Source organism: Virgibacillus sp., assembly GCF_013393565.1.
Lineage (GTDB): Bacteria > Bacillota > Bacilli > Bacillales > Amphibacillaceae > Virgibacillus > Virgibacillus dokdonensis.
Genome location: NZ_JABXHF010000080.1, coordinates 1 through 17,440, shown reverse-complemented (window position 1 = coordinate 17,440; position 17,440 = coordinate 1). Strand labels below are relative to the sequence as shown.

The following is a 17,440-nucleotide window of genomic DNA, read 5'->3' as shown; positions in this document are numbered from 1 at the left end:
ATAAATACGTTCTTAAATCATCCGCATGTTTTGCCGCTAAAATATCTGCAGGTTTAGGAGATGCAGGATAATTCGGAATAATACCTAAAGCTGGGCCAATTTTTGCGTTTGGATTTGTTTTTCTTAACCGATGAATCGCTTTAGCATGAGCTAATGTCATAATATGGTTCATTTCGAATTTTTGCTTTTCTAACGGCAGATTCTCATTAAACTCCATTAAATACGGCAGTTGAAACATGTTACTCTGCTCGTTAATCGTAATCCAATATTTTACGTCTTGAGCGAAGTGGTCAAATAACACCTGGCAGTACTCCTCAAAATCTGGAATAACCTTTCTGGATGACCATCCTCCATATTCTTCCTGTAAGCACTGTGGCAGATCAAAATGATAAATGGTAACGATAGGTTCTATCTCGTACTCTTTTAATTTCGTAATTATATTGCGATAAAAGTCAATGCCTTCTTGATTGACCTCACCTCTACCTTTTGGGAGGACACGTGGCCAGGAAATAGAGAATCGATAAGCTTTCAACCCTAATTCTTTCATCAGCTCTACATCTTTTTCCCAAAACTCATAGTGCCCTGATGCAACACTAGGATCTGCATAATTATGATTCATATTTTTCTCTACAACGGAGAGCGTTTTCCCATGTGTAAGATGTGCACCCTCACATTGATATGCTGATGTTCCTGCTGACCAAAGGAAATCCTTTGGAAAAGATGGTTTTCCTGAATAAAGCATACTCTAACCTCCAAAAATTACTTATTCTCAAGCTCCGATATCCGTTGATCAAGCGAGCGAAAAACAGTTAACAAATTTTTTGCTGTTTGATGTTCACTGATTACCGTCATAAGATGATCTTGTGCATGGGTAAACAATAAAGAAAATGGAATAACTTCTCCTCTAGCTTCACCTTGAATCGTTTCTGTTTGTGCCGTATGCGCCTCTGAAATATATTCTTTTGCTTGCGCCAAATGCTCTTCTGCAGCAGAAAAATTATATGCCCCCATCCCAGCCATGGCAGATTGTATTTGTTCACGTGCATTCCCTGCCGCTAAAATGATTTTCATCGCTGTTTCAAGAATACGATTTGTTTCGTTTTCCATTAATAACGCCTCCTACAATTACTGATTAGCCTCTTCTTGAACTTTTTGGTTATCGTACACTTTAAAAAATGGATACCAAATGATAAAAGATACTACTAAGAGAAGGGCTAACAAAATTAATCCTCTAAAGTCAGTATTAACTGAAAATGTGGAAATACCAATTGGCAAATACCATAGTTGTAAAACCTGCGATGGAATGGTAACCATGCCTAAGTTCATGACGAAATACGTAATAACTGGCATAGCAATCCCATTTAACCACATTGGCACCATCAAAATCGGATTAAATGCAATCGGCGAACCAAAAATCACTGGCTCATTAATATTGAAAATAGATGGTGCAATCGTAACTCTACCCATCGCTTTTAAATGGTTTGATTTTGCTAAAAATAGCATTAAGATGACTAATGGAAGGGTCGTTCCCATACCACCAATCCAAATCCACCCCATCATAGTTTCAAATACGTGAATATTTTCTGGCTGCAGTCCTTGACTGACATGCATGGCATTTTCTTCAACTCCTGACACCCAAATCGGAAAAATAATCGGGTACAGTGCCCACGGGCTGATGCCGAATGTATATAAAAATACACAAATAAAAGTAATAATAACAAAACCAGCGAAGCTATGACCAATTAAGTTTAAAGGCTCAAAAAGACTGATAATGCCACTATATAAATCAAAATTCCATTGAAACGTAAACAACCAACTAACTAACAGAATCAATGTAATTGGAATAATCGTGTCAAACCATACAATAATGAAATCTGGCAAAGAGCTAGAACTTTTAAAAAAGGAAAACTTACTAAATTGATAGAACACAACACCAACTAACAACCCTACAAACAAAGATACAAACATTCCGTTTGCTCCGAATCGTTCAAAAGCGAAAGAAATCGCACCATCATCGGTAAACTCTGGTGACAGTAACATAAGAAACATTGCTGCCCCTGTTAGCCCTGCAACCAACCTACGATCATTCTTCTTTAATTTATCCATAATAAAATAAGGTGTTAAAAATGCGATGAACAAACTCATGAGTCCGAAAGAAAAATCACTGATTGGCTGCAAATTTGGCATTCCTGAAATATACTTATTCAAAATAGAGATAAGTGTAATAAGGGATCCTACCAAAATTAGCGGCAGAACACCCATAATTGCTTCCTGAATAGCTGAAACCCAAGGATTGCGCGTGATTTTATTCATTTTAGGTGCAAATGATTCATTCATCCATTGAATAAACTTTTTCATTATCGTTCACCCTCTGTTCGTATTTTTATTAATTCAATTGCTCTAAAATAATGTCCAGTCCTTTTTCCCCATCCAGCAAACCATAGGTCGATTGGTCAATTAAGGTACAAGGAATATTACTACCTTCTAATTGCTTCTCAATATCCTCCCGTACATAACTAAGATGTGGGGCAATGAGTACAACGTCAATTTGATCCATATATTCTCTTAGTTCAGACTCTCCTCTAGCAATTACCTCTATTTCCATGCTTCGCTTTTTAGCTGCTTTGCGGATATTTTGCGCTAAGAATCCACTGGATGCTCCGCCGCTACAAATTAAAAGTGCTGTTTGTTTCATTTTAGGTCCTCCTCGTTTGTTGTTGTACGTTTATTATTACGTGATCCCTCTCTTTTTACCAATCAAGCATTTGCCTAAGGGTAGGCAACATCATGATTATTAATAAACGAATAAATAAGCTAAAATAGAATAGAAAGAAATAGGAGGGGTTCTGATTGAGTAAACCAAAAAGGGAAGTACTTGTTCATTATTTACAGCAGCAACAAGATTGGGTAAATACAACAACACTTACCGAGTTGTTAGGTGTCTCCCCAAGAACGTTGAGAAATTATATTTCACAAGTGAATCAGGCTTCGCCACAAAAAATCATTGAATCCTCTCACCTCGGTTACTGTTGGACTGGCGTGCAAAAAGAATCTGCAAAGATGAAAAAAACGCACCGTTCATTCATCAAAACGCCATCACAGCGAATGTATTACCTGTTACAACAGCTTGTACTGCTGTCAGAAGGGCTGGATGTATTCGATTTAAGTGATGAACTGGATGTTAGTGTCCCTACAATAGAAAAAGACCTCCAACACGGCAGGTCTGTATTAAAAAATTTCGACTTGCAACTTCTGCGTCATAAAGATCAATTGACATTAACAGGATTGGAACGCAATAAAAGAAAGTTAATGAGTGCGATTTATTTTAAAGAATATAATACAACCTTCTATAACATCGTCGATTTAGAGGAAAGCTTTGGCTACGATTTACATACGTTTAGAGACAAACTGCTACACATTTTAAATCGCCATGGGTTAGATATTAACGAATATACGATAGGTAATATCCTGTATCATATCGTCATTTCAATTGAACGTATGAAAGATGAACAATTCATCGAAAAATACAGCTATGAATTGGATAACCCTATTCTATCCAATAGCACAACAGATGAAGTCAAACAATTGATTGAAACCTATTTCCAGGTGTCCTTGCGCGCTTCAGAAATGAACTATTTGCAATCTTTATTAGCAAGTAAAACAACGATACATCTGCAAGACAACACATCTTCTCACACAAATAGTTTTGTTGACGAAAAATATATCGCTTTGGTGGAAAAACTAATCACTAGAGTAAATGAAAGCTATCTCGTTGATTTAAATGATCCGGAGTTTATAACTAAATTTGCCTTGCATATGAAAAATATGACAGCAAGATCAGCTAGTGGATTTTTATCGAAAAATCCATTGACTCAAACGATAAAAACATCTTCACCACTAATTTACGACCTTGCCGTTTTTATATCTAACATCATTATGGAAGAAGAGAACTTGCAATTCGCAGAGGATGAAATTACGTATATCGCCTTACATGTTGGGAGTTGTTTAGAATTAAAGCAGCATACAAGTACCAAAATAAAAGCGATTCTAGTTTCTCCAGAATACTATGATGTGCATCGAGAAATAAAACATAAATTACTGACACATGTTGGAAATCAATTAGCTATTGAACAGGTTATTACACAAATAGATCATAAATTAGAAGCGTTAGCGGAAGATATGGAAGCGGATATAATGATTACAACGCTTCCACTCTCCCTTTCTATTGAAAATCCTATTGTTACCATTAGCCCTTTTGTCTCTGAAAGAGATGTGAAAAAAATCAATCAAGAAGTAGAGCGAGTTAAACAAATGAAAGCAAACACGAAAATAAAACAAAAGTTATTTGCACTATTTGATGAACGACTATTTATTCGAGGTAAATCATTTGCCAATGAAACAGAGGTGATCACCTATTTAGCAGACAAATTCCTACAGTATGAAATTGTGCCAAACAGCTTTATTAAAGATGTGATGAAGCGTGAAAGCATGTCATCAACAGCGTTTAACAATATAGTCGCTGTCCCACATTCCATGAACATGAACGCTTTTCAAACAGCTATCGCTATCTTAATTCCCGAACAACCGATTTCATGGGGAGCAAATGATAATATTCGAATTGTTTCTATGATCGCTATGAGTCAAAATGAAAGAAAGATTTACCGCGAAATATATGACGCATATATTAAAGTATTAACAGATCCAAAGAATGTTTCCATCTTATCAAAGGCGCCAAACTTTCAAACGTTTATTGATCAATTATCTAATTTATTAATGAAAAATGAAGATTGATATATCATGATATCATCAAACATCATCATCTCAACCCCGTTTTCTGTAAGATTTTTATCTTGGATATAAGGTGCTGTAAAACTCCCACTTTAAGAATGGGAAAATCGATCTGGACAAATCTAAGTGAGAGATGCACCTAAATGCCCTTTCGTAAGGAGCTTTTAAATTTCCCCTTGGGCTACTAACCATCCGTGGAGAGAGGAAAAACCCCGTGCTGATGGAAAATGCACTTTAAAACAAAGGCTCTGGGCGCCTTTAACAACGTAGCGAATGGAACGAATCAACTAAAGATAAAGGAATCATGCCCCTAAAACAGGGGCATGCCAACGTAGGTCGGAAAGCGTCTTTAGTCGGCTTTCCTCTTAGTGACGAACCGATGAGGACTTATTGTAAGGCGATTCGTGAAGTCGAGTCGTTGCTGGGCGCTTGGACGGACGTGGCTTATTTGGCTATGGTATTATACACAAGCCACTAATTCTATGCTTGCTTATCTTATTAGAAAGACTTGGCTTGTCGCAAAAGTTTTATAGCGATAGAGCAATTGTTTTACTTATACTATAAACCCTATCATTATATGGGTTCACTAGCGTTGCATAAACTTTTTATAAAAAAGTCAAGCAAAATATTTTAACGCAATATTAGGAATAATAGGACATTTCACTGTAAAAAAGTATAAAAAACCTTATAATAAGGGAATGGTAGTCCTGTCCAAATCCCAAATTATAAGGAGATACCGTGGACAATCATACCATAAAAACTGTATTCAAGGAATACATTCATCCATTAGATTTAAAAATTATTCAAACAATGACCGCTATTACGGGGTTAGATAAGTACGTTAAAAAGCTAGATACGCTTACTTTCATTAACTTACTCATCTACGCGCAGCTAAAAAAATTAAGTAGCCTAAAAGAAATTAGTAATGCACTTTCACGGAAGAAAACCGTCCAGAGACTAGTAGGTATAGATAGCATTAGTAAGTCGCAACTTTCGCGTAAAAATCGAGAGATACCACACGAGACACTCGGAGTTATTTTACGCCATTTGATTCAAAAAATTCATCTTATACTTGGGCCTGTAAAAGCAGAAAAGGTATTGGACAAGCTGAATCTCATTGATTCATCTACCATTTCCATGTGTCTGAGCGGGTATGAATGGGCTGTTTTTCGGGAAACAAAATCGGGAATTAAAATCCATACTTCTGTTCTGTTGTGCGAAGAGGACGTATACCCGAATAAAATCATCCCAACCCCAGCTCGACCTGCAGATGAAACGAAACTTAATGCATTAATTATGCCAGATGAAGATGTTCTTAACGTATTTGACCGTGGTTACTTCAACTTTAAAAAGTTTGACGCTTATTCGGAGGAAGGAATCAAGTTTGCCACACGTCTAAAAACCAATACAAAAGTGCACGTGATCGAAGACTTACCAGTTGAAGATGCTTCCCCTATCACGAAGCATGCCATTGTGAAAATAGTAAACATGAAAAACTATCTGCAATTCGTTGAAACATCGGATAGCGAAGGGAACAAAATTCGTATTGTGTGTAATGATGCCAGCCAAAGCGCAGCTGAAATTAGTGATATCTATCGCAACCGCTGGAAGATCGAATTGTTTTTCAAATGGATCAAGCAACATTTGGTCATTAAAAAGCTCTATGGTAAGAGTGAAAATGCCGTTTACAATCAAATCTATTTAGCAATGATTGTTTTTTGTCTTACGCTGTTAATCAAGCACAAATTAGGCTTTAAAGGCACTTTATTGGAAATGCTGGATTGGATTCGCGACTGTTACGACCATAAGATGTCTACGTTTGTTTTGGAAATCTTTAAGGAACCTGAACGTTCATCCAGCGGGCGACGGCGGCAAAAACATAGACAAATCTTTGAAGAAACCTTAGCCCAATACGAATTAGGAGATGTTTTGCACTTAGATGACCTAACATACGATCCCAATGGTTTAATGTATATAATATTCTGAAAATGGATAAAGGACTACCTTTAAAGCCTATTGTTCTTTTTTATTTACAAGTATATATTATGACTGAATATTCTTTCTGTTTAAAAAGACGACGAATTAAAAGACTTGACTTTCGAGAATTATTTTATGCAACGCTAGTGATATGGGTTTAAGATTAGCAACTCGTGGATAATTGTGAACTTCAGCGACTTTACAAAATTTAACATTTCAGATGGATAGACTATCACTGTAATAGAGCCAAATTGGATACTTTCCTATAGTGCAAGTGAAAGGATTGCCTCGCAGAGCAATCCTTTTTGGTGGTTTTTTAAACAAGCTTCCTTATCGTTCCTAGCCTTTATTGAAAGCTATTGTTCTTCCTATCCTATAGAACCTAAAATTCTTATAGCACAAAAACTAGGTTAGAAGATAGTTTACTCGCATCCCACCTAAACATCCTTATATATTTTCCTCGTAGGATCCGGATCTAAATCCCTTCCAAATAAAATTTTGACTTCTCATTCAAAATCATGTACATTACTAATAGACGAACGTTAAATATAAACGAATAATTTTTATTCGGATTTTAGAGGTGTTAGGTATGGATAATGTGTTTGATTACGAAGATATTCAATTAATTCCCGCAAAATGTATTGTACGCAGCCGTTCAGAATGTGATACGAGCGTCACATTAGGCAAGCATACATTTAAATTACCTGTTGTACCTGCAAATATGCAGACAATTATTGATGAAAAAATTGCGTTGATGTTAGCTGAAAATGGCTATTTTTATATTATGCACCGCTTTGAGCCAGAAAAACGTACCGATTTTATTAAAGATATGCATGAACGTGGACTCATTGCTTCCATTAGCGTTGGCGTGAAAGACGAAGAATATGATTTTGTGGAGCAGCTAGCAGCAGATAAACTGATCCCAGATTATATTACAATCGATATTGCGCATGGACATTCGGAGTCTGTGATAAAAATGATTCAACATATTAAAAAACATTTACGTGAGAGCTTCTTGATTGCTGGAAACGTTGGTACTCCAGAAGCTGTTCGTGAATTGGAAAATGCGGGCGCGGATGCTACGAAGGTTGGAATTGGACCAGGGAAAGTATGTATTACGAAAATTAAAACAGGCTTTGGCACTGGTGGCTGGCAATTAGCAGCGCTTCGCTGGTGTTCAAGAGCTGCAAGCAAGCCGATTATTGCTGACGGTGGTATTCGTACGCATGGAGATATTGCTAAATCGATCCGCTTTGGTGCAACGATGGTGATGATTGGATCGCTGTTTGCTGGTCATGAAGAGTCTCCAGGGGAAACCATTGAAAAAGATGGCAAGGTTTTAAAAGAATATTTCGGTTCTGCTTCCGAGTTCCAAAAAGGCGAGAAGAAGAACGTCGAAGGAAAGAAAATGCTTGTAGAGCATAAAGGTTCCTTAAAAGATACACTGCAAGAGATGGAGCAAGACTTACAATCCTCCATTTCCTATGCAGGTGGCAAAAAGCTAGAAGCCATCCGTACCGTCGATTATGTAGTTGTGAAAAACTCCATCTTTAATGGTGATAAGATTATATACTAAATGAAACTTTACCTTATAAAAACGAAGGCTGCTGCCATCAAGAATGGCTCAAGCCTTCGTTTTTTATATTCTAAATTGCAAAATTATATATTCCCTCTATATTTCTCCTATAGCGTAAGAACAAATTATTCGTTGCGGTTTTCTTCCAAAATACTTTCTTTTAATTCAAAAAGCAATAATTCTCTGGAACCCTTCATACAGCATACAGCTTTGTTAACATAATTTTCTACAACGACGTTCTATAGCAGTTCCCCATTAATAATGGTATACTATTCTTACATTTAAAGGAATTGATACTACTAGGTACTTGAAGGAATGGAACAACATGACAGATTTAGAAAGCTTTATAGTTCATTATGGATACATCGGAATGTATATTGTTCTTATATTAGGGATTGTAGGGATGCCTTTTCCAGATGAAGTATTACTTACATATGTTGGCTATCATGTATCTTTAGGAAATATGTCACTCAATCTAGCTATATTCATTGCCATCTTGGGTTCAATAAGCGGGATCTCAATAAGCTATTTATTGGGGCAGTGGTTAGGTGTCCCATTTATAAAACGTTTTGGCCCTAAATTACGCATAAAAGAAAAACAGATAGACTGGGTTCGGAACAATTTTAATAAGTATGGAGCCACATTTCTCATTTTTGGTTATTTCATCCCCGGGATTAGACATGTCACTGCTTATGTAGCAGGATTTAGCAAATATCATTATTTTCGTTTTGCTATTTTCGCTTATATAGGCGCTATTTTTTGGGCATCCACATTTATTATTTTGGGGAATATTTTAGGTGATCAATGGGAATATATTACAACCTTTTTCTCGCAAGCATCAAAAATAATGTGGTTAATCATTCTTACTGGCGTCTTATTTATCATTCTGAGAAAAATTAAACGAAATTAAAATCAAGCATTGGAAAAAACACCGACGCTCTTTCCAAACGAAATATCATTGTTTCCTTCTATATCTGGTGAAAATTGAAAAGTTGCTCTTTCGATAAATAATACAACTGTAGAACCAAATGAAAAATAAGCCAGTTCTTCACCACGCCCTAATTTATCCGAACGAGCAGTAAGATGGACACTATTGACATTTAAGGCGCCTACTTTCACAACAGCAATATTTCCTAATTCACTTTGGATTTCTGTTATTCTACGATAATTAGTTGATAGAGGGCTATTCCCATATTTTAAACCAATAGAATTAACAGGATAAGATTTTTCGCCAAGCACCCAGCTTTCTTTGATTATCCCATCTACAGGACTATGTATTCTATGATAATGACGCGGTGATAAGTACAAAATAATATATTTTCCATTTCGATATACATCCGCCTTTTCTTTACTACCTAGCATCTCTTCTAACCTAATTTGTTTGTTTTTTATTGAGTATTTTTCAACATCCTGAACAAATCCAAAATCGCTTATCACGCCATCTACTGGGCTAACCAAACAATTAGGCTGTGATTCTATAGATCTGCAACCGAATTTTAATTTTCTAGTAAAGAGTTGGTGTAAGCTTTGATATTCTGACAACGATTTTTCCATTTCTTCTTGGTTAATACGGTATATTTTAGCAAAGATTGGGACAAGCATGCGACTCCAAGTAGAACTTGTAAAACGAACGAGCAATTGAGATACATAATTATTTCCGGTTAATTCAACAAATAATTTTAACCAAGCTTTTAACAAATTATCACTCCTATATATGAACTTACAGAATGAAACTATAATCGAGGGTTTGCTTTCGCCCACTCTATAAACAAATTATTATATCGTTGCTTCCTTGCTATTAATTTTATAATTATTCTTGTATAAAATAAAGATTTATACGTTTCCAACAATTGCTGTTTACCATTTAGTCTATTTTAGCAGTAAAATAAGTAAGAATGGTGAAATGATTAATAATATGTAAAGTGCTTTTTTAATTTAGCAAGACTTGTTCAGCTTGCATCTCGAATTCTTGAAATAATTCATACAGCACCTTATATCGGGGTAAACCTAAAAATTTTATCTCGATAGCAGAAAAGACCTAACGTCTCTTGAAAAAGTTCAGAAATTCACATAATGTGGTATTACTACATTCACATTTTATAAAGTCATCTAAACTTATATGTAGATAAATGTAACATTACAAGTAATAAAATCAGGAGGAAATAATGAATTTTAAAAAACAAATACCTAACCTTTTTACATTGGGAAACTTATACTGTGGCTACTTATCCATCGGTTATACGGCATCTAATCATTATAAAAACGCAGCTATTTTTATTCTTATCGGAATGTTACTTGATAGTATAGATGGAAGAATAGCCAGATTATTACATGTTGAAAGCCCTTTGGGAAAGGAGTTAGATTCTTTAGCTGACATCATTACTTTTGGTGTCGCACCAAGCTTTTTAATGTACTATACAATGTTGTTTGATCTTGGGTGGATTGGTCTAGCAATATCAGGACTATTTCCTTTGTTTGGGGCTTATCGATTAGCTAGATATAATATTACAGCAAAAGAAGAATCATTATATCATTTTACTGGAATACCCATTACTATAGCGGGGGGGATTCTTGCTACCCTCATTTTATTTAGAGAAGACATTCCGAGTACATTTACTATGGTTATTTTTATTTTGCTTTGTTTTTTAATGGTTAGTACCATACAAATACCGAGCCTAAAAAAAGTACGCTTGCCAAGAAACGAAACCATTGTCACTATTCTTATAGGAATGATGTTATTTATGAATCATGCTAGATCTTGGAGAGTATTTACTTCTCTTCTTTATATAGTTATCCCGCTATACCTTATTTATATGACGTATCGTTTTATCAAAATAAAAGCAAGTAGATAAATAGCTTGTTGGTAAAACATAGAGCGGAACATCTATCAGTGAGAATCCTTTCTCCACGGAATAGAGTAGCCCTTGAAAATTACCCAAAAAATTTCAAAGTCAATTTCATCGCTCTGACAGTACGGAGGAACGACCTAAAACCTCCTAAATTTGTAATAAGGACTGTGCCTAGTACGTTTTCCAGCTCGTCGTAACGCCAAGGGTTACAAAATCTTAGATACGAGATATATTTTAGACCATCTTCTTTTTCAAAACAGATCGATAGAACTTTCTGTCAATTACCTATATAATAGGGAAAATACGAAAAAGGAGGGTTCCTAGTTGCCGATTACAATTCCTAAGCAACTGCCAGCACACGCTACTTTGGAAAAAGAAAATATTTTCATTATGGATACGGTACGAGCAACGACCCAAGATATTCGACCATTAAACATTGTGATCGTTAATTTAATGCCGGAAAAAGAGCGGACGGAAACACAGCTTCTCCGGCTATTAGGGAATTCTCCCTTGCAAGTGCTAGTGACATTTCTGCATACAGCAACACACGATTCAAAAACCGTCAGTAAATCACATCTGAACCAGTTTTATCAAACGTTTCATTCCATCAAGCATAAACGGTTTGACGGAATGATTATTACCGGTGCACCTGTGGAAATGCTCGCTTTTGAAGAGGTGAATTATTGGGAAGAGCTGAAAATGATTATGGAATGGTCGAAAACCCATGTAACTTCTGTATTACATATTTGCTGGGCAGCTCAAGCAGCACTATATTACCACTATGGAATAGGAAAATATACGCTCCCAGCCAAATGCACAGGAGTGTTTCCTCATACGATTTCACATTCTACCGTCGAGCTTATTCGTGGGTTCGATGATGAATTTCTAGCGCCACATTCCCGTTATACGGGAACATCACTAGCAGACGTTCAAGCTGATAGTCGTTTAATGGTGCTCGCTGCAACGACGGACGACGATCCGTTTATTATGATTTCCAAAGACGAGAAGCACATTATGCTTACAGGGCATTTTGAATATGAGTTTGATACCCTTGCAGAAGAGTACGATCGAGATAGAAAAAAGGGACTTAACCCAGCAATACCGAAAAATTATTTTCCTGATAATAACCCTAAAAAGACGCCACTCCATCGTTGGCGCTCCCATGCACACCTGCTATTCTCTAACTGGTTAAATTATTATGTCTATCAAGAAACACCATACGAATGGAAATAGTTGATTTGCTAAGCATTCATTTTAGCTTCTGTTAGGTGAAATTGAAATGTCATTAAATCTGAATCTCTGTTAGCATTTAGCTTTATTACTTATGAAATAAATGCGCAAGCCCCTTAGCATCTGTGGGACTTGCGTTTTTATTATAAATGGGAGGGGATATATTTGCAGAAGCTAATAGCCATAATAAGGAGGATAAGCTCCATAGCCTTGATAATATGGAGGGGCGAAAGCATTTACTAACGATCCAGCTAATAAACCACCAGCTAATCCTCCAACAAAGGGAGCTACTCCAAAACCAAATCCAGGAAAGAATCCAGGGCCGCCAAATCCGAAGCCTGGTCCAAAGAATGGCCTAGGCCCAAAAAATGGTCTAGGTCCAAAGAACGGTCTTCCAAAACCAATTGGGCGACGCATCCAGTCTTGTTCTTCGTAATATGCAGGAGCTGTTGGATATGCCAGTTCAAGCTCTTGATGATTACTTGTTTGAGCAGGATCATTCCATTCATAACTCATTTCTACTTCCCTCATTTCAATTTTTTTCTCTACGATAAGATATGAAAAAGATTGGGTGTTTGTGCGAGAAACTATTGTGTTTCAACAATCATAAAGTGAGGTTGTTTTTATAGATTGAGGGACTTAGCTAGCAAAATCGGCTTTATCTGATATCTTTAACCACTTGTTTTCATCTATATGATGACAATATAAACCTTCACAAGAACTTCAAATGTTAAATATACAGTTCATTAAATGGTTGAATAAGGTTTAAACCTCTCGTGGAGGTTCTTTGCAATAGAGCATACTTGTGATTTGATGGCATACACCAAATGCAACGGTTTCTCTTTATTTACTAAGCTATTCTCCGTAATGTTGCGTTTATTTCAGCGAAACGCGTTACGCTGGTTCGTTTCCACATTAGGATTTTTTGAATAGTGTGATATAATTAAATTTAGGTAGTTGTATATGCAGGGTGGTATGTGGCACTCACCTTCCGAAGTTATTTCTTTGGGAAAGGGGGTGATCACATGATTATTACTACAGACCATTTGCTCGTAATTTGTGCATTCGGTACTTTAATTGTAGCGATAATCAACTCCAACACAAAAAAGTAATCCACCCTGCTCAGCCAAGTAGGAAGTAGATTACTTTTTTACTTTATTGCGCCACCGCTGTCTTGCGGTATAGCTACCTTCTAGACGTTAGTTTTAGTAACACTAGAACTAGCGTCTTTTATTATTATATGTTTTATATATTCATTATATACAACATGCATTTTGTATGCAATCAAAAACGTTTTGAAGCTTTTTTACACGTTATAATTCTTAGTGTTTTTTGGTTCGCTTATCCTCTTTTCATTCCTATTCATGAAACGTTCTATACGTTTTAACGCTTCGTGTATTCTTTAAGTAGCAAACTAAGTAAGTTTAGTCATTTCACTATTAAATAGTATATTTAGCCTCGCCCTCTGCTCTTATGCTATATTAATTATGTAATAATAAACTTCTGGTTACGGTTATTTAGTTCGAGAGGGAAATGCCGCCCATTGTTGGTACTGCAAAGTAATAAAAACGCTCACCAACAAAGAAATTAGTTCTAATATACAGCACACAACAATCATTGAAGTGGTGTCTTATTAGTACTTCAAATTCGAAATAAGGTAGAAACGAAAACGAGGCGATATCATGCTTAGAAGGAAGAAATGCATTTGCTGGAATTGCAATAAAAGTACACCATACAAAACATTATGGTATCGTGGACTTGCAACTAGAACAGTAACATGTCCATACTGCCACGCAGAAAACGACTTAAGTCTCAAGCAACTTTCACTCCAATTTGTCGTATTTTTCATTGGACTGATCTTTTTTCTCGTTGGTGGATTATTTTTCAATTTTAAGAGCTTTTATTTCGCTATCGGAATTTTGTTATATGCAATAACCATGGCGCTTGAATTATATATTACCTATGAGCATCAAGCGAAAAGCTAAGGGGTGATAATGTTCTCGTTGATTTATCAGCTCCCCCATCGCATCTCCTTTTACCCTTTACATTAATCAAACAAGTGGTGGAGCATGCGCTGTTTATTTTCAAAAAACTGTGCCATCACCTTGTAATGACTCGTTTGCTCCAATTCTGTTTCCTGCATACCATCTTCAGTTAGCTCCAAAATACTCGCACTCGGATAAGCCATCAATATCGGTGAATGCGTAGAAATAACAAATTGCGAGCCTTCCGCCACAAGATCATGAATCCGTCTTAACATTGATAGTTGCCGTAACGGCGACAACGCCGATTCAGGCTCATCTAAAATATATAACCCATTCCCTTGAAAACGGTGCATAAACGTCGCAAAGAAAGCCTCCCCATGAGACTGCTCGTGCAAAGATGTTCCACCAAAGGAATCAATAATCCTCGGTCCTCCTGATGCAAATTCATCTAATTCTTCTATGTTGGTAGCTACATTATAAAATGACTCTGCTCGAAAGAAAAAGTAATCTTGCGGCTGATACGCTCCGCGCGCAATCTGAATATATTGATCCAATGACGAATGAGAATCATAGCTGGAAAAATTAAAATTCTTCGACCCGCCTTCAGGGTTAAACCCTAACGTAATTGCAATTGCTTCCAATAAAGTAGATTTTCCCAATCCATTTTCACCAATCATATATGTCACATTCGGATGAAAATAAATCCCAGGAAAATCCTTTATCACTGGCAAATGAAATGGAAACTCATCAGCATTTGCAGGTATTCGATCTTCTTTTAAGTGAACGGTTTTTAAAAATGCTGTATCTAACGTTAGTTTTGGCACACCTATCACCTCAATTGTAAATGTTGCTTTTATTTTAGCATGAAGCTATGGTTTGGGATAGATGTATTAACAAGCAGAGCGAGTAGCTCTATCACGAGGGGGAGCGATTTCCGCGCAAGAGCGAGCGACTTCCCACGGGGAGGGTGAGCGTTTTCATCGTGAGGGCGGGCGACTTTTATAATTTATACCTCTTACTCTAACTCATGAGCTGCTAAAGTGGAGGCGATTTGATCTTCAATTGCCGTTATTTCCTCGCTTGATCCAATATAGTTATTAATCATGATTGAAAAAATGAGTGGTTGTTGATCCTTTGTAGTGACGTATCCAGATAGTGTTGACATTCCTTTAAGAGAGCCTGTTTTTGCGATGACATTTCCTTTTGCGGGTGCTTCCTGCATTCGATGCCGTAATGTTCCACCGACTAGTCTATCTTCCACGCCAGCTACTGGTAAGGAATTTTTAAACAGTGGAAACCATTCCTGCTCTTGTACATGGTACAATACTTGCAAAAGTTCGCTAGCAGGAATCATATTTTTGTGTGACATACCAGATCCATCGCGTAGTAGCATCGTGTCGGTGCTTGCACCAAATTGCTCCATTACTTGTTCCATTACTGCAAGCCCTTTTTTCCAGCTTCCTTCTCCATGAACAACTTTTCCCATTTCTTTGGTTAACACTTCGCCATGCCCATTATTGCTTAGTTTCATAAAAGGGATGAGCAAATCTTTAAGGGGCATTGACTCTTTCTCTGTTAATATAGTGCTGTTAACTGGAGCTGCTTTCATGAGTTCCTCAGTTTTACCAATAAAGTCAATACCTTCCTCGTGTAGTGTTTTCTGGAATACGTCTAGCGTATACATTGTCGGCTCCCAAACGGCAACCCATGACCTTACTTGTGTAGCTTTTTTTGGCATAGTTCCTTCTACAATGATTCTGTTCGTCCCGTGTTCTCTCTCTATAGCAATATCTTTCGGCTTATCTGCATCTACAATTTGTGTGCGATTTACAATTTTAATGTAATCTGTTTTAGGCGTTACTTCGATGATTGCTTTTCCACTTTCGGTGGCCTGTGGTAAAACATGGACAATTACTGTGCCTGCATCATAATCTTTATTCGGAGAAAGCGTTAAAGCAGACACTTGCGCACCTGTATAAAATGACTCGTCAGACCAATTTAAATCTTGGGAAAGCCGTTCATCATCATACCAAGTATCATCTGCAATAATATTTCCTTTCACTTTACGAATTCCTTGTTCCTTCATATCTACCGCCATCTGCTTCAAATCACTTTTTAATAACGTCGGGTCACCTTTTCCTTGTAAAAATAAGTCACCGTGCAACACTTTTCCTTTCACTTTCCCGTTCGTTCGCACTTGTGTGGTGAATTGGTAATTTTCTCCCAATATTTCTAATGCGGCAACCGATGTTAATAGTTTCATGTTTGATGCAGGGTGCAAACGTCTGTCGCTGTTTTCGGAAAATAGAATATCTCCTGTATTAGCATGCATGACGCTTACAGATGTTGTTGTACCATCTAACCGTTTATTTGTTAATATTTTGGAGAGGTTCTCCTCCAAGGAATTTGCTTGCACTTCTGCATTCTCTGTTGCGTTAGACACCTTTGTAAATACAAATTCATCTTGAATAGCAAATGGAATAATAGCTAGTACGATAATAGCTAGGATAAGTAGCGTGCTTTTTTTACAAATTTTCCATCCCATAAAAGACCATCTCCTTTTTAGAAAAATATCAAAGTCTTTATGTCGATAAAACGCCGTCGTTTTGCTTTAATTTTATTCTTGTGCAAAAAATCTAGGTTGCAATTCAGAGCTAATCCGATTCATTTCGTATTTACAACTAGCCGATTACATATTACTAGTAAGGAATTGAGGTAAAAGCTTGGACATACAGCATATGGCATTTAAGCCTTTTTAATACATTTTAGTCAAACCAAATCGAGACATCGATGTGTCATGCTTAGTCCGCTTTGTAAAATCTACTTAAAGCTATGCCTTAAAAAGTGCTATTATGTTGTGTACCATCATATGAAGATATGCATCAAAGACAATTAGTATGAGGGTAATGTTTAAGAGGCATTTTCACTGGGAACGGTTGAATAAAAGAATTCTACATGATGCGGAAATAATTTAATCAAAAAGGAGTTTTATCATGAATCAAATTCTATTTATTCAAACTGGCATGGGGATTGAT

The 17,440-nt window shown here is 36.6% G+C and carries 14 protein-coding genes; 6 read left to right on the top strand and 8 right to left on the bottom strand.

Going from position 1 to position 17,440, the window contains the following annotated elements:
• The 4 genes from HLX49_RS14655 to HLX49_RS14640 form a co-directional block, all read right to left on the bottom strand.
• On the bottom strand, nt 1-742 hold a 742-nt coding region (locus HLX49_RS14655; protein WP_296362809.1), incomplete at its 3' end, for a glycoside hydrolase family 1 protein.
• A 17-nt stretch (nt 743-759) separates the two neighbouring features.
• Nucleotides 760-1,107, bottom strand: coding sequence for a PTS lactose/cellobiose transporter subunit IIA (locus tag HLX49_RS14650; RefSeq protein ID WP_296362808.1), 348 nt, complete (start codon nt 1,105-1,107; stop codon nt 760-762).
• 18 nt (nt 1,108-1,125) lie between these two features.
• Nucleotides 1,126-2,358: a PTS sugar transporter subunit IIC gene (locus HLX49_RS14645; protein WP_296362805.1), complete on the bottom strand. Its 1,233-nt coding sequence runs from the start codon at nt 2,356-2,358 to the stop codon at nt 1,126-1,128.
• Nucleotides 2,359-2,386: 28 nt separating this feature from the next.
• A complete protein-coding gene (locus HLX49_RS14640) occupies nt 2,387-2,695 on the bottom strand; it encodes a PTS sugar transporter subunit IIB (RefSeq protein ID WP_296362803.1) in 309 nt (102 codons plus the stop codon).
• Nucleotides 2,696-2,850: 155 nt separating this feature from the next.
• Here HLX49_RS14640 and HLX49_RS14635 point away from each other — a divergent pair, with 155 nt between their 5' ends.
• The 4 genes from HLX49_RS14635 to HLX49_RS14620 all read left to right on the top strand — a co-directional run bounded on the left by HLX49_RS14635 (nt 2,851) and on the right by HLX49_RS14620 (nt 9,251).
• On the top strand, nt 2,851-4,791 hold the full coding sequence (locus tag HLX49_RS14635) for a BglG family transcription antiterminator (RefSeq protein ID WP_296362801.1): 1,941 nt from the start codon (nt 2,851-2,853) through the stop codon (nt 4,789-4,791).
• A 735-nt stretch (nt 4,792-5,526) separates the two neighbouring features.
• Nucleotides 5,527-6,774: an IS4 family transposase gene (locus HLX49_RS14630; RefSeq protein ID WP_296362799.1), complete on the top strand. Its 1,248-nt coding sequence runs from the start codon at nt 5,527-5,529 to the stop codon at nt 6,772-6,774.
• 580 nt (nt 6,775-7,354) lie between these two features.
• Nucleotides 7,355-8,341, top strand: coding sequence for a GMP reductase (guaC, locus tag HLX49_RS14625; protein WP_296362797.1), 987 nt, complete (start codon nt 7,355-7,357; stop codon nt 8,339-8,341).
• 325 nt (nt 8,342-8,666) lie between these two features.
• The gene (locus HLX49_RS14620) at nt 8,667-9,251 is read left to right on the top strand and encodes a DedA family protein (RefSeq protein ID WP_296362795.1); all 585 of its coding nucleotides are present in this window, start codon (nt 8,667-8,669) and stop codon (nt 9,249-9,251) included.
• A 2-nt stretch (nt 9,252-9,253) separates the two neighbouring features.
• Here the strand turns inward: HLX49_RS14620 and HLX49_RS14615 are convergent, their stop codons facing one another.
• Nucleotides 9,254-10,039: a phosphatidylserine decarboxylase gene (locus tag HLX49_RS14615; RefSeq protein ID WP_296362793.1), complete on the bottom strand. Its 786-nt coding sequence runs from the start codon at nt 10,037-10,039 to the stop codon at nt 9,254-9,256.
• Between the two features lie 467 nt (nt 10,040-10,506).
• Between HLX49_RS14615 and pssA the strand changes: the two genes are divergently transcribed.
• Nucleotides 10,507-11,193: a CDP-diacylglycerol--serine O-phosphatidyltransferase gene (gene pssA, locus HLX49_RS14610; protein WP_073010391.1), complete on the top strand. Its 687-nt coding sequence runs from the start codon at nt 10,507-10,509 to the stop codon at nt 11,191-11,193.
• A gap of 321 nt (nt 11,194-11,514) precedes the next feature.
• A complete protein-coding gene (gene metA / locus HLX49_RS14605) occupies nt 11,515-12,423 on the top strand; it encodes a homoserine O-acetyltransferase MetA (RefSeq protein ID WP_296362789.1) in 909 nt (302 codons plus the stop codon).
• 171 nt (nt 12,424-12,594) lie between these two features.
• Here metA and HLX49_RS14600 read toward each other — a convergent pair whose 3' ends face one another.
• The 3 genes from HLX49_RS14600 to dacB form a co-directional block, all read right to left on the bottom strand.
• Nucleotides 12,595-12,951, bottom strand: coding sequence for a hypothetical protein (locus tag HLX49_RS14600; protein WP_296362787.1), 357 nt, complete (start codon nt 12,949-12,951; stop codon nt 12,595-12,597).
• Between the two features lie 1,516 nt (nt 12,952-14,467).
• Nucleotides 14,468-15,229, bottom strand: coding sequence for an AAA family ATPase (locus HLX49_RS14595; RefSeq protein ID WP_483372457.1), 762 nt, complete (start codon nt 15,227-15,229; stop codon nt 14,468-14,470).
• Between the two features lie 191 nt (nt 15,230-15,420).
• On the bottom strand, nt 15,421-16,950 hold the full coding sequence (gene dacB / locus HLX49_RS14590; RefSeq protein WP_296362784.1) for a D-alanyl-D-alanine carboxypeptidase/D-alanyl-D-alanine endopeptidase: 1,530 nt from the start codon (nt 16,948-16,950) through the stop codon (nt 15,421-15,423).
• Between the last annotated feature and the right edge of the window lie 490 nt (nt 16,951-17,440).